The following is a 14,539-nucleotide window of genomic DNA, read 5'->3' on the forward strand; positions in this document are numbered from 1 at the left end:
TCACCTTAACGATTTCTAACTAAGCGCACGTAGGCGGTATTATCTTTTGGATAGGCTAAATCGTTGCCATCCATCATATCGATAGTGTAAGCCTGAGATAAACTGGCACCATCAACCGCGGTCTGTGAAGTCCAGTAGCGTAAATGCCCTACACTATTAGTCGATGGTGTATTAGGGAAAAATGCAGTATCTATCAATACATTTTGCCCTTGTTTACCGTAGTCGATTAAACCTAACAGCTCAGAATAAGTGGGTAAACGCCAATTACTGCCACCACAAAAATCAAGCGCGTTAACTTCATCTATATAGGTTTGCAATCCACAATCAGTATTATTTGGGCACGTAGTATTAGCACTACCCGTTACATCGCCACTATTGACAGTCCCTTGCCAAATATAGCGGTTTTGTCCATCACGCAGTGAGGTATTTGGTAACACACCGGAATAAGGACTTTTCACTTCCCAGACAAGGCCGGTAGTATTATCGCGAATACAGCTAAAGTTCGACGCATCATCAAGAAGCTCATCGGCAAACTCATTAAGTTTGGTGTAATCAAAAGCCAAATTCCCTTTACCCACTTTACCTAAACGATTGGCAAAACTATCGCGCCCAAGATCAGCATCTTGAGCTGGAAACTCATCATTATTACAATTAATACGTTGAGTATTGTTATAACACTCACCCAGCCCAGTATCGTTTATTAGCCCAAGCGCTTTAGGTGTTACATCAATAAATACAGTATCTGTGTCGGTACGCCCTTTTAAGTCCATAACTTGTACTTCAAAGCTAAGAGTTGCATTTAAATCAATATCAGAGGCGAAAAAGCTAGCAGTACATGACTGCGGTTCAAGAAGAGCTTCGGTATTTCCGGTAAGTTGTTGCCACTTACATTGATAAGTCTGAGTTGCCGCTTCGCTTGCCGTCGCATCTAAAATAACCTTATCAAACTCTTCTACTGTTTGGTCTGCACCCGCATCGGCAATAATCACTTGGGCTGTTTTATTGAGAGTCATATCAAATTGTGATGCAGATACCCCGCCCTCATCATCCGTTACGGTGAGTTGCCATTTTAAGTTGGTGTTATTTTCTAATAATGGATGAGGAAAACTAAGCGTTGGATTGGTATAGCTATCAATTGTTAAATCAGGCCCAGATAATAATTGCCACAAGTAACTACTAATTTCGCCATTTTCATCGGGGTCTGTGGAAGTTAAACCACTAAGGGTTACAGTATCTTTATAAACTGAGGGCAAGTTTGCAGGAGCAACTTGAGTAACAACAGCAAGAGGAAGCTGATTATTAGAGGCAATGAAAACACTCAAGTCGTCATTCACTAAACTACCATCTGGCGTTTGATAGCTTACTCTTAAGACCAATTCACTATCAGATTTTACATCCGGTGCAGTGATGGTTTGTTCAGCCCCTTCAAGCGGAAACACATCTATAATAGGACCGCTTACACGCTGCCAAGTAAAAATACCATCTGCAGGAGAGCCTTTTGCAGAAATAGTAAACTCTGATTTTTCTACAACTTGGAGATCGTTACCTGCAAATACTGACGTTTTAATATCACTGTTATCAGTACCGCCTCCCCCTCCACATGCAGCCAAAAGCAAGCATGCTATAAGTGGTATTAACGAAATTGCTTTCATACTAAGCACCTTTGTGTCTTAAAATTATCTAATAAGACTGTAAAGCAAAAAAAGTGCCATTATAAATTATAAATAGCTATCTTGATGAATACGAACAAATAACTTAGTGCCAACTTTACTGTAATCTACTTTATATTCGCGGCCATCTAAGGATTGAATGAACAACAACTGTTTTTCCTCGCTAAATACATCTGGACTTGCAATATAAACCATATCTAAGTAGCGCTCTTTTGCATCACGGCGGTTTTTTGGCAGCTCTTCTTTAAATGGTTCAAGGCCATTTGCTGTTACTTTAATTCGAGGATGCTCCTCACCATTAACAATCACTAAATCTAGTTTTCTGTCTTTGTGAATTATGGTGTTTCGACCACTTTTAATAAAAGATCTGTCTTGACTCATAGTTATTCCTAATCCCGCAGTGAGTGCTTATATTATTATTCACACTGCGACTTGATAAACTGAGAGGGATCACGCTTCCATTTATTTAAATTTGCGCAAAATTCCCAAATATCACTTTCTATTACACTGGCAGGTAACAGTAAGTCATACCCTGTTAAAAGCTGAAGATGCTTAGCCCTATTAGCAAACATCGCTATAAGCCCATTATAGTCAATTCCTTTTTTTGACCTAAATTTATTATCTTCAACTAACCATTCTGATGGGCAATGCCCATTTTTGCAATTTTTTTGAACAACTTGCATAAATAAGTGCCGCTGTTCTATTAGTAATTTACCCGCAATTCTTGGTGCTAAAGCAGCTAAAAATGTATCTATATCATTTAACTTAATACCAATCGCGTTAAGCTCAAGATGATAGATACCGTTATCAACTTTAGGAATACCGCAATGGTGGAGATTTTCTTGGTGTAAATCCCATTGCCCGTACTTATGCTGATATGTTAATTGCTGCTCAGTTAAAATAATACTATAAAAAGGTTCTTGTGTTTTAAAAAATCCAATTAAAATTGCTGCAATACATAAACTTACTAAAAAAATTTCAATAATACTGATTTCACCTGGACGCAATAAATTAAATAGCATGATGAAGATTAAACCAATGCTACCTACGACCAGTATTTCAATCCCATTTTTAGCGCCTTGCGCTCGGTATTTAAGTGTGTGTTTTTTTATATTAGCCATACTGAAAAAACGCCATATAAAATATAAACATAATAATAGCCCACAATACTAACTTTCTCAGTGTTAAACAGCGTTTGCATGATGTTTTGAAGTTCATCAATTAACTCCTATTATTACTGTTAAATATGCGCAATGACTAAGTATCAGTTATTTTTACGCCTAACGCACAAATTAATGAGATACATAACCGCCTTTTTTTGTCCTGATTTCGTACAATACTTATAATCTATTTTCAGGTATGAAAACAATGCACTCTAAACAATCCGGCAAAGCCCTATTTCCATTTATTATTTCGGTACTAATAATTTTTAGCGTTTATTTATATTTGCCCGCATCACAGGGCGAGCAAGCTGATTACTCGGCAATGACAACACAAGTCTCTGCGCACACTGTCGAGTCGCAAGAAAATGCCATTATGATTGAAGCCATTGGCAGTGCCCGTGCTAATCAGGCTATTTACATTAAAAGCGCACAAAACGATTATGTCACCAGCATTTACTTTGAAGACGGCGACTTGGTCAGCAAAGGACAAAAATTAGTGCAACTGCAAAACCAACAAGAACAATTTGCAGTAAAAGAACTTAGCATTAATTTACAAGAAGAAAAACGCCAATTAGCTAGGCTTACCGAACTTTCTCGCTCACAAGCGACTGCCAAGTCGTTACTTGAAGAACAGCTAGCCCGTGTTGATGCCAGCGAAGCTCAACTTGAAAGTGCCAAAACTAAACTCAATGAAATGGCTATTTCCGCGCCTTTTTCTGGGTTACTGGGTAAACGCGAAATATCGGTAGGCGCTTATATTAGTAACAGCACGATAATTACAACCTTAGATGATATCAGTATCATAAAAGTTGATTTTAAAGTGCCTGAAAAGTATTTAGCTCAACTGAAAAACGGAATGACTGTTCGCACTCAAAACGATGCTTACCCTGATCAAACATTCACCGGTAAAGTAACCCATATAAGCTCACGTATTGATTCAATCACTCGCAGTGTAGAAGTAACAGCCAGTTTTGCTAATAAATCGGGTTTACTTCGCCCTGGTATGCTACTTAAAACTGCACTAGAGCTAAGCAGCAATCAAGCGCTAATGGTGCCTGAAAAAGCAATTATTCCTCTGCAAGATAAACATTATGTTTTTCAAATTGAAGATGGCATAGCTAATCGCATAGAGGTACATGTTGCAAGTAGAAACAATGGCTGGGTTGCAATAGACAAGGGGTTAAAGAACGGCCAGCAGATTGTTACCGAGGGAATAATCAAAATCCGCTCTGGTAGCAAAGTAAGCATTAAGGGGTAACGCGTGAAAATTACCGATACTAGCGTCAAACGCCCCGTTTTTGCGATTGTTATTAACTTACTGTTACTCACTTTTGGCTTAGTTGCTTTTAGTATGCTGCCTTTGCGTGAGTATCCAGATATTGAAACACCGATTGTAAATATTAGTACTGAATATACCGGTGCATCTGCTGAAATTATTGAAACAAAAATAACCCAAGTTATCGAGAACCGTATTTCGGGGATTGAGGGTATTAAAAGTATTAACTCATCGAGTCGTAATGGCCGCTCAAACATTACCATTGAGTTTAATATTAACCGCGATATAGACGATGCCTCTAACGATGTACGAGAACGTGTTGCACGGGCATTAGACAGCCTACCAGAGCAAGTACGCCCTCCTGAAGTATCAAAATCAAATAGTGACGAAAGCCCTATCGCGTGGTTTGTACTTAATAGTGAAACCATGGATTCATTGCAACTTTCTGATTATGCACAGCGTTTTATTGTCGACCGTTTAGCCGTTGTTGATGGTGTATCAAATGTGCGTATTGGGGGAGAGCGAAAGTATGCCATGAAAGTATGGCTTAACCGCCAAGCGATGGCAGCTCGTGGCATTACCTCTAGTGATATAGAGCAAACACTACGCAGTGAAAATGTAGAGCTTCCGGCGGGTGAAATTGAATCGGTAGACCGTGATTTTACTGTGCGCACTGCACGCAGCTATAAAAACCAACGTGATTTTCAAAACCTTGTCATTAAGCGAGGCGAAGATGGTTATTTAGTACGTCTAGGCGAAGTGGCTGACGTAAAATTAGAAGCCGCCGATGATGAAAGCTTATTTCGCGGAAATGGCCGTAATATGATTGGTATGGGTATTGTTAAACAAGCCAAAGCAAATACTCTTACAGTAGTTGATAATGCCCGCAGTGAACTGGAAAAGATTAAGCGTAACCTACCAGAAGGCACCACTATCGAAGACAGTTACGACTCTTCAGTATTTATCAAAGAATCAATTAATGAGGTTTATAAAACTTTAGCAATTTCTATGGGCTTAGTAGTGCTTATTATCTTTATATTTTTAGGTAATATTCGCGCCACACTTATTCCTGCGGTCACCGTACCGGTCGCCTTAGTCGGTAGTTTTATGTTTTTATTAGCAATGGGTTATTCAATTAACTTATTAACTCTACTGGCACTAGTATTAGCAATAGGCTTAGTGGTAGATGATGCCATTGTAATGCTAGAGAATATTCACCGCCGCATAGAACTTGGTGAGCCGCCTTTATTGGCAGCTTATCGCGGCGCCCGTGAGGTAGGCTTTGCAATTATAGCCACCACCCTAGTACTGATCTCTGTGTTTGTACCATTGGTGTTTATGGAAGGACGAATAGGCGCACTATTTACAGAATTTGCAATGGCGGTGAGTGCAGCCGTGTTCTTCTCCAGTATTACTGCATTAACACTCTCTCCGGCATTGTGTTCAAAGGTTTTAAAGGCCTCTGAAAAAGAAAGTAAATTTAGCCAAGCAATGGATCGCTTTTTTACTAAATTAGAAAATGGATACCGTAACGCTTTAGCGTCAAACATGACCCGCAAATGGGGCTTAATGCTGAGCTTAGTTTTAGCTGGGTTTGTTAGTTATTCATTATTTTTACAAATACCGTCTGAACTTACCCCTAAAGAAGACCGTGGTACCTTTTTTGTACTTATGAATGGCCCTGAAGGGGCTAGCTATGAGAATAATGCCGCTAATATGGCAAAGATAGAAGAACGCTTAATGCCTTACTCTGAATCTGGCGAACTAAGCCGAGTTTTAGTGCGAGTTCCAGGTTGGGGTGGCAGTGGTGGTGTAGCCATTGTTGGTATGGCGGATTGGGATAAACGCAAACGCTCAACCTGGGAAGTCATGGATGAAATAAGCGGTAAAATGCAAGAAGTCACCGATGTACGTGCTTTTGCAATTATGCGCCGTGGTATTGGCGGTGGTGGTTCATCGCGACCGATAGAGTTTGTTTTACAAGGTAATGATTATGCTCAGCTAGCTGATTGGCGCGATAGAATTATTAAACGTGCAGAGAAAAACCCTGGGTTAGTGCGCCTTGATCATGATTATAAAGAAACCTTCCCACAGTTTTTAGTCAGTATTGATAAAAATAAAGCCGCTGATTTAGGCGTATCAGTCTCAGATGTGGGTCGTACACTTGAAACCATGCTTGGCCAACGCCGTGTAACCACTTTTATTGACCGCGGTGAAGAGTACGATGTAATTTTAAAGGGAACTAAAGAAGACTTTGCAAACCCTACTGATATTTCAAATATTTACCTTAAATCTCGCAGCAATGAATTGGTGCCACTCGACAGCCTTATAAGCTTGAAAGAAGAAGCCACCGCCTCGCGTTTAAATCGCTATAACCGTATGCGTGCAATTACTCTAAGTGCCAACTTAGCTGATGGCTATACGCTAGAACAAGCACTAAACTTTTTAAACAATGTTGCCGCAGAAGAAAATGACATTGATGGCGCCATTGATTACAAAGGTGAGTCACAATTGTTTTATGAAGGTGCCTCAGCCATGACCTATGTGTTTGTGCTGGCATTGACCGTGACCTTTTTAGTGCTCGCTGCTCAGTTTGAAAGCTTTATGCATCCGCTTGTTATTATGCTCACCGTTCCACTTGGGCTAATGGGCGCTATGTTTGGCCTGTGGAGTATGGGCTTAACACTTAATATATACAGCCAAATTGGTATTGTGATGCTTATCGGGTTAAGCGCTAAAAACGGTATTCTGATTGTTGAATTTACCAATCAGTTACGTGATAAAGGGTTGGAATTTAGTGAAGCTATTTTACAAGCCGCTACCCAGCGTTTACGTCCTATTATAATGACCTCCCTAACCACAGTTATGAGTGCAGTACCTTTGGTACTCGCCTCAGGGCCTGGCTCGGAAAGTAGAATGGTAATTGGTGTGGTGGTATTTACCGGCGTAACGGTTGCCACCATACTGACTCTGTTTGTGGTGCCAGCTGCCTATTACGCACTAGCGCGAAATACACAATCACCAGAGTTTTTACAGCAAAAGCTAGATAAACAAGCAGCTGAAAAACCACTTAAAGAGATCTAAGTCACTCTGAGCGTCGTAATTAGCTGTTACGGCGCTATTTTGGTGCATATAACCATATAATTGAGGAAGTACTTATGAGTTCGACCACACAGGTAGCAACACTCGGCGGCGGCTGTTTTTGGTGTATTGATGCGGCATTTAGGCGTGTTAAAGGTGTACTCAGTGTTTGTTCTGGTTACACGGGTGGACATACTGATAACCCAACCTACAAAGCTATTTGCACAGGCAATAGCGGGCATGCCGAAGTGATTAAGGTTGAATTTGATTCTAGTGTGATAAGCTTTGAAACCTTACTCGCAATGTTTTTTACCTTGCATGATGCCACCCAGTTAAATCGCCAAGGTAACGATATAGGTACTCAATACCGCAGCGTTGTGTATTACCATGATCAGCAACAACAATTGCAAACACAGGCCGTTATTGCAGAGCTGCAAACTCATGTTAGCGAACCTATAGTAACCGAGGTAAGCCCAGCAACCACTTTTTACCCTGCTGAAAGTTTTCACCAAGACTACTACAATGAAAACCCAGAACAAGGCTACTGTAGTATTTTAATTGCACCTAAATTGCACAAGTTTGAAACCGAATTTAGCGAGTTTTTAACTGAGTAAAAAGACTTTAAAATTCTAACCAGTTAGCCCAGCAATTAGCCCAGCAATTAGCCCAGCAATTTGCTGGGCTATTTGTTTTTCGGCAACTAAAAGTGATAATTAAAACTGATAATTTGCTCCCACAAAGAAAGTTCTTCCTGCGCTGTTATAACCTAATAGCTCACCACTGGCAGCAAACCCTGTTGTTGCAGTAAAATACTCCTTATCGGTGATATTTTCTATTCGAGCAGCTAACGACAAATTATCGAGCAACTGGTAATTAGCGGCTAAATTAAATACTGTATAGCCTGCGAGCTCCGAGTCATAATACGCAATTGATGGACGCGATGAGCGATACTGCATATCCAAACTGGCATCAAAATCGCCCCATGATTTGGCGAGTTGATAATTAAACGACTCTGAAGGCCTGCGTGGTAAATCTGTATTCGTCTTTTCATCTGTAGCATCTAAAAAACTAACATTAACAGAGTGTTCAAAGCCTAACGCTGAAAACTCAGCCGATAATTCTATCCCCTGCATAGATACTTTATCTATGTTAGTTGCAATATATTTACCTGAGTCTGCATCATAATTATTACTAATTAAATTATTGATACGGTTATCGAAAATAGCAATATCATAACGTCCCCATTGAGTTTCTAGGGTAACACCAAACTCATTGTTTAAGGCTTCCTCAGGCTTAATATTATTATTTGGTAGGTAGTATGGGCTGTTAGTTACAAACGCATTAATTAAAGACGGCGCCCTAAATGCGGTGCCATGATTTAAACGTACCGTTACATACTGATTCGCTTTATATCCAAGCCCAGTACTGTAAGTATTTGCACGGCCGTGGAAATCATAATCATCGGTTCTGATAACCGCATTTGCTAACCATTGTTCATGACTATAAAACGCGCCTATAAACAATGCGTTGTTATCGCGTTTTTCTTCTGATGACGTTGCTGACGAGTTTGATAAATCCTCAGACAAGTAATTAAAACCACCTGATAAATCAAGCTCTTGCGTTAGGCTATAAAGCCCTCGGTATTCAAACTCAACACGCTCTGTGCTATACACTTGCTGAACATCGGTGCCAGTTTGAGTATTTTCTTCTTGCGATACACTCAATGAAGTACTTTGGGTATATATTTCTGAGGCTTTTTTCCAGCCTAGCTTAGCGGTATAGTTTTCAAAATCGTAGGCATCGTTACCCCATGCGTTATCATACTGCGCTTCACCTTCACTGTACTGAGACTGTAAGCTCAACTCACCTAGTTCAGCCAGTTCATACGCTAAATTAAAGCCAATGTTTTTATTTTTGTAGCCATCATCATCGTGATCTTTGGTGTATTCAGCCACAGGGTCTTTGCCAGTAACATCAAAACCATCTGTCTCTTCATAGCCTAGATTATAATTAAAGCTAAGCGCCTCTTTTGCAAGCCCACCAGCAAGCTGATAATTACTGTAACTATGACTGCCCAAAGTAGCCGAAAGCGTATTATTTGAGGCTTTACGGGTAATGATATTAATTACTCCGGCTACCGCATCAGAGCCATAAATAGCTGCTCTGGCACCTTTAATAACTTCAACACGCTCGATACTATTAACTGGAATATTAGTTAGCGATACACTACCTGAGCTTGCATCGCTCACTCTTACGCCATCAACCAATACTAAGGCATATTTAGCGCTAGCACCGCGAACAAATATATCTGCTTTTTGACCTAATCCGCCGTTACGGACAATATCAATACCAGCAATGGTATTTAATATTGCAGGTAAGTCTCGGTAATTCGCTTTTTCAATATCAGCGCGGTCGATAACTGCCACACTTGCTAATACATCATTTATAGGTTGTTCAAATTTATTTGCAGTAACGGTTATTCTTTCAATTGTTTGCTCTGCAGATGCAGAAAAAGACAGCGCAGCCGAAATAGCCACACCCAATGCAGTTTTATTTATCATGATGTTCCCTATCTCTGCCCACCGCAAAGATGTTACTAAGTAAGATTACATCAAGGCCGGTCTCCGGACTCAGTTACCATAATAAAATACAGCATAACTTTACCGTTGCGGGGGCAGTGTTGGGATTGACTTCATCAATGAAAACGCACCAACTTCCCGATTATCCTACTAAAAAAATCACACCTTTGAAGTGTTTAGCAAGCACCTTGAAAATAGGCTGCTATTGTTATCTGTTTACTTAAAAATGTCAACGGACGTCTAAACATCTACAATTTGATTTTTGGGGTTCGGGGTTCGGGGTTCGGGGTTCGGTAATTATCATAGGTCCAAAAATAAAAAAGCCAAACAATATAACGTGTTTGGCTAAATACATGTTGCTTTGAACTAAGCGCCTATAGTGCCTAGCTCGAAACAATAAATTAATCGCGGAAGTTTTTAAACTGAAATGGCTGACCTAAATCGGCAGTGCGTACAACTTGCATAGCAGCTTGTAAGTCATCACGCTTTTTACCCGTTACGCGTACTTCTTCGCCTTGAATAGCCGCTTGCACTTTTACTTTAGAATCTTTAATGGCTTTTACTACTTTTTTAGCCATATCTTTTTCGATACCCTGCTTTAGTGCAACGTTACGAAAAACATTTTTGCCTGCGCGAGAAATCTCTTGAAGTTCTAGGCTCGCAACATCCATTCCACGCTTTGAAACTTTTCCAGCTAAAATATCAAACAACTGCATAACCTGAGCATCTGCTTCAGCTTTTAATTTAATTGTTTTATCGTTTAATTCAAATGAGGCATCGACCCCTCTAAAATCAAATCGTGTTTCTAATTCACGATTGGCGTTATCAACCGCGTTTTGTGCTTCGTTCATTTCTACTTCAGATACAATATCAAATGAAGGCATGATGTTCTCCTAACTAGCTAATCTTAATTTTATGCGGCAATTATAACGTTAAAATGATAAATCTTTACATTTTTCTGCATCTTGTTCAGGTGCGATACTAATTTAGTTTGATATACTGAGGCTTCTTTTTTATACGATTTTAGGATTTTTTGTGACGAGGCGTGTTTACCAAGCTATTTTTTTAATTAGTATTGTCGCATTTACCTTCTTATTTGCTAAAGAGGTAAAAGGGGCTGCAAACTTATTTCCGCATGTAGATAAAGTGGCGCATTTTGGTATTTTCTTTTTACTTGCCATTATAATGGATAAAGCCTTTAAACTGCCGCTATATGCACAAATACTGTTGTTAGCCGGCTATGGTGCCGCAATAGAAATTATGCAAGATAGCCTCCCTTACAGACAAGCATCACTGGCCGATTTTGTTGCCGACTTTATTGGTGCGGCGAGCTACTTTTTAGCTAAAGCCCTATTAACACTGCGTAAAAAGAAGCATTATGGCTAACATACTCGTTGTTGGTGATGGTGCTATAGGCTTGTTATTTAGTCATTTCTTAGCTAAATATCACACAGTTTATGTTCTTACCAAAAAAGGCACAGTAAATACTCGCTTTTACAGCCACAGTAACGCTGCGTCTGAAAAAATTAACGCCACTTTCATCTCACAACAGCAATTAGCTCAAGCTCCTGAATTTGAAATTGTTTTATTCACTGTTAAAGCGTTTGCAGTGCAACAAGCCTACGCCCAAGTAAAACCTTTTCTAGGCAAGAGTACTCATATTGTATTAAGCCATAATGGCATGGGTAATGTTGAACAATTAAATGAACAGTTAACAAAGCAGCAGTCGTTGTACTTTTTAACCACCAGCATGGCTGGGTTCAAATCAAACCCTAATATTGTGCAGCATACCGGAAATGGGCAAAGTGTATTAGGGGGCTGTAATCAACTAGCTATGCAAAATATTCAACAGCTTAGTGTACAGTTACACACTATTCCGCAATTAATTGTCAGCAACAATATTGAGCAACTGCGGTTTGAAAAGCTACTGGTTAATATTGCTATAAACCCATTAACCGCTCTGTACAATATAAAAAATGGCCAGTTGCGTGCGCCACAGTACAGTAGCGCAATTATTAATTTATTAACTGAGGCGTGCCATATTGCGACCGCGCTTAAACTTAATATTAAGCTTATTGATGCCCTCGAGCGCGCCTATAAGGTGATGAATTTAACCGCAGAGAATTACTCATCTATGCATCAAGACGTTTTGCATAATAGGCAAACTGAGATCATGGCAATTTGTGGTTATATTAGTGAACAAGGCAAGCGACATAATATTACGACCCCGTATAACGACGCTTTACTCGCTGAAATTCTGGCAAAAAAAAGCGCGGAATAAATCCGCGCATCTAATATATTAAGCCATTAAGGACGATATACTCTAACAGTGGTAAAGCCTTCTTCGTGAAGAATAAGCGCTTGTAATTGGCTCATTACTCCTTTTTGGCAATATAAGTAATAATCTTTGCCTTTAGGTAAATCGCCAAACTTAGTTGCTAAGCGGAAAAACGGTAAGTGGATAACTTCAATACCTTCAATTTCCAGCGGCGCCGCATCTTCTTCTTCAGGCGAGCGAATATCAACAACAACCGCTCCTTCAGGTAACTCTGTAACTGACTCAGCCTCTTTAAGCTCTTGCTTAGCTTCAACATCGATATCGCGCACATCCATAACACGGGCGTTATCAATAACGGTATCTAACACATCAAAGTCAAACTTTTCTTCTTCTGCTTTAATTACTTCAATTTTGGCTTTAACTGTCGGCTTTTTAGAGATCACACCGCAGTATTCAGGCATCGTCTCTGCCATTTCTGCAGTGCCTATTTGGCGCGCTATATTGATGATTTCTTGCTTATCATGTTGGATAAGTGGGCGTAAAATGAGCGTTTCGGTTACGCGGTCAATCACACTTAAGTTAGCTAAGGTTTGACTAGACACCTGACCTATACTTTCACCCGTAACCAATGCTTGAATATTTAGTTTTTCAGCGACGGCACTACCCGCTCGCATCATCATACGTTTAAGCACAACACCCATTTGGCTGTTCTCAACGTTTTCTAAAATTTCAGCAACAACCGGTTCAAAATCAACGGTAATAAACTTAACTTTATGCGTAGAGCTGTATTGCTTCCATAGGTAGTAGCTCGCTTGCTTAACCCCAATTTCATGGGCAGCGCCACCTAAGTTAAAGAATAAAAAGTGTGTACGAGCGCCTTTACGGATCATCTGATAACTGGCAACGCCAGAATCAAATCCACCAGACATAAGCGATAATACATCGTCTTGTGTTGGCAGTGGAAAGCCCGCCATTCCTAAATGGGTTTGCGTCACTATGTAGGCTTTTTCGTCTTTAATTTCTAAACGAATCGTTACCTCAGGGCGGCTTAGCTTTACTCGGGCTCCTTCAACATGTTGATTAAGCCCGCCACCAACGTAGCGCTCTAATTCAGTTGAAGTAAAATCATGTTGACCTATGCGCTTAGCACGTACACAAAAGGTTTTACCAATAATAGTGTGGCCAACTAACGCAATGGTTTTTTGATAGATGTCATCAAGGGTTTTAAAGTCTGTTTCGGTCACTTCAATAAACTGTACGATGCCAGGAATGCGCTGCAAGCTATCAATAAAATCAAGGCGAGTTTGAGCATCATCTAGTTTTGTAACAACTGAAATATTATCCCAGTTATTACGTACTTGTACTTTTTCGTCAACACGACGCAATACAATTTTAATGTTATTTTCTAACACTTTGGTAAAGCGTTTACGGACTGAACGGCTTTTAATGGCTATTTCAGGGTGAAGTTTGACGATAAATTTAAGCATAGTTTAACTCTTAGACTGCGGGAATTCGCGCACCCAGGTATTGGGCGCGGCGGATTATAGCAAAAAATTTAACGCCTAGGAACTAACCAACTCAACAGGCTTAAGGATTCTGGGGAGCTGAATTTGCTAAAAGAGTGTACTTGTCTCTTAACTGATTAATTTTATTTGCGCTTTTTTCTGTACTGTAAGCCTTAAATAAAGTCAGTACTTTTACAATGCCAGGGTATATATCTTGCTCAACCAGCACACCACTTAGTCTTCTTGCTTTCATATAGGGTGTCCAAAAGCTAACCGTTAATTTTAGCGTATGAGCAAGTTCAATGGCATCTTGTTCATCAATGGCAATAATTTCACTGTCACGCAAGGCCAAAATAATGTTGCGCACTTGCTCAAGTAGCTCCTGCTGAAAATCAATGTAACCTTGTTTTAAATGGCTATCGCGAGCGAGAATATCGCCGAGGTTGTCGTAAAAAAAATGATAGCGCCACATTAATTCAAACAGCGAATCTAAGTAAGGGCCGAGATGTTCAAAAGCATCATCACCTTTATTGACTGGCTTAAAGTGAGTACTTAAATGGTCACGATAAAGTGCAAATATGTGGCGAATAATGTCTTCTTTATTTTTAAAGTGGTAGTACAGATTACCCGGACTCATGCCTAAACTCGATGCAATATGATTAGTTGATATTGCCCTTTCACCATGTTCATTAAACAATGAAATACTGGTTTGAATTATTTTATCCTTGGTATTCATATACTCATTACTCAATTTTCGAAAATACGATGCTGCATTAAAACAATCCACTAGGGCCTGTTTATCTTTCGAGGTTGAATTTGCAGCAGTGTGTTTGGTATTTTGGCAAGGCAGAGCCTATGTAGTGTGGTTATTCCCCATAAATAGGCGATAACGCAGCATAAATACCAAACACGCGCTGCCTGAAGGTTCGTCCTAGGGACGATTAACTCTTTGTTGCTCGGCTTTTACTTAGCCCACTAGGTTACAAA

General features: G+C 39.9%; 12 protein-coding genes and 1 riboswitch. Of the genes, 5 read left to right on the forward strand and 7 right to left on the reverse strand.

The features are described 5' to 3' along the window. Positions 1 to 5: 5 nt before the first annotated feature. From CWB76_RS04200 to CWB76_RS04210, 3 genes are all read right to left on the reverse strand, one after another. Positions 6 to 1,652: an Lcl C-terminal domain-containing protein gene (locus CWB76_RS04200; protein ID WP_138605663.1), complete on the reverse strand. Its 1,647-nt coding sequence runs from the start codon at positions 1,650 to 1,652 to the stop codon at positions 6 to 8. A gap of 66 nt (positions 1,653 to 1,718) precedes the next feature. Continuing rightward, the gene (locus CWB76_RS04205) at positions 1,719 to 2,051 is read right to left on the reverse strand and encodes a hypothetical protein (RefSeq protein WP_010391054.1); all 333 of its coding nucleotides are present in this window, start codon (positions 2,049 to 2,051) and stop codon (positions 1,719 to 1,721) included. Positions 2,052 to 2,086: 35 nt separating this feature from the next. Continuing rightward, complete coding sequence (locus tag CWB76_RS04210; protein ID WP_138605665.1) at positions 2,087 to 2,791, reverse strand: DUF2982 domain-containing protein; 705 nt, start codon at positions 2,789 to 2,791, stop codon at positions 2,087 to 2,089. Between the two features lie 247 nt (positions 2,792 to 3,038). Here CWB76_RS04210 and CWB76_RS04215 point away from each other — a divergent pair, with 247 nt between their 5' ends. The 3 genes from CWB76_RS04215 (at position 3,039) to msrA (ending at position 7,804) form a co-directional block, all read left to right on the forward strand. Further along, positions 3,039 to 4,091 (forward strand): efflux RND transporter periplasmic adaptor subunit, encoded by a 1,053-nt coding sequence (locus tag CWB76_RS04215; protein WP_138605667.1) that lies wholly within the window; start codon positions 3,039 to 3,041, stop codon positions 4,089 to 4,091. Positions 4,092 to 4,094: 3 nt separating this feature from the next. Continuing rightward, positions 4,095 to 7,193 (forward strand): efflux RND transporter permease subunit, encoded by a 3,099-nt coding sequence (locus CWB76_RS04220; protein WP_138605669.1) that lies wholly within the window; start codon positions 4,095 to 4,097, stop codon positions 7,191 to 7,193. Between the two features lie 74 nt (positions 7,194 to 7,267). Then, positions 7,268 to 7,804: a peptide-methionine (S)-S-oxide reductase MsrA gene (gene msrA, locus CWB76_RS04225; RefSeq protein WP_138605671.1), complete on the forward strand. Its 537-nt coding sequence runs from the start codon at positions 7,268 to 7,270 to the stop codon at positions 7,802 to 7,804. A 99-nt stretch (positions 7,805 to 7,903) separates the two neighbouring features. On the opposite strand, the gene CWB76_RS04230 is transcribed toward msrA, so the two are convergent. Both CWB76_RS04230 and CWB76_RS04235 read right to left on the reverse strand, forming a co-directional pair. Beyond that, complete coding sequence (locus CWB76_RS04230; RefSeq protein WP_138605673.1) at positions 7,904 to 9,751, reverse strand: TonB-dependent receptor domain-containing protein; 1,848 nt, start codon at positions 9,749 to 9,751, stop codon at positions 7,904 to 7,906. Positions 9,752 to 9,788: 37 nt separating this feature from the next. Then, positions 9,789 to 9,954, reverse strand: a riboswitch (cobalamin riboswitch). 216 nt (positions 9,955 to 10,170) lie between these two features. Next, on the reverse strand, positions 10,171 to 10,653 hold the full coding sequence (locus CWB76_RS04235; RefSeq protein ID WP_138605675.1) for a YajQ family cyclic di-GMP-binding protein: 483 nt from the start codon (positions 10,651 to 10,653) through the stop codon (positions 10,171 to 10,173). Positions 10,654 to 10,804: 151 nt separating this feature from the next. Here CWB76_RS04235 and CWB76_RS04240 point away from each other — a divergent pair, with 151 nt between their 5' ends. Then, entirely contained in the window at positions 10,805 to 11,155 is a 351-nt protein-coding gene (locus CWB76_RS04240) for a VanZ family protein (protein ID WP_008466003.1), read from the forward strand. Further along, entirely contained in the window at positions 11,148 to 12,050 is a 903-nt protein-coding gene (locus tag CWB76_RS04245) for a ketopantoate reductase family protein (protein WP_138605677.1), read from the forward strand. The genes CWB76_RS04240 and CWB76_RS04245 overlap by 8 nt, the downstream gene beginning before the upstream one ends. Positions 12,051 to 12,076: 26 nt before the next feature. Here the strand turns inward: CWB76_RS04245 and thiI are convergent, their stop codons facing one another. Together thiI and CWB76_RS04255 are read right to left on the reverse strand one after the other, a co-directional pair. Next, positions 12,077 to 13,534 carry a tRNA uracil 4-sulfurtransferase ThiI gene (gene thiI / locus CWB76_RS04250; protein WP_138605679.1) on the reverse strand — a complete coding sequence of 486 codons (1,458 nt, stop codon included), beginning with the start codon at positions 13,532 to 13,534 and terminating at the stop codon, positions 12,077 to 12,079. Between the two features lie 100 nt (positions 13,535 to 13,634). Beyond that, entirely contained in the window at positions 13,635 to 14,288 is a 654-nt protein-coding gene (locus CWB76_RS04255) for a TetR/AcrR family transcriptional regulator (protein WP_138605681.1), read from the reverse strand. Positions 14,289 to 14,539: the final 251 nt, after the last annotated feature.

It is taken from the genome of Pseudoalteromonas sp. S1609 (assembly GCF_005887255.1).
Classification (GTDB): domain Bacteria; phylum Pseudomonadota; class Gammaproteobacteria; order Enterobacterales; family Alteromonadaceae; genus Pseudoalteromonas.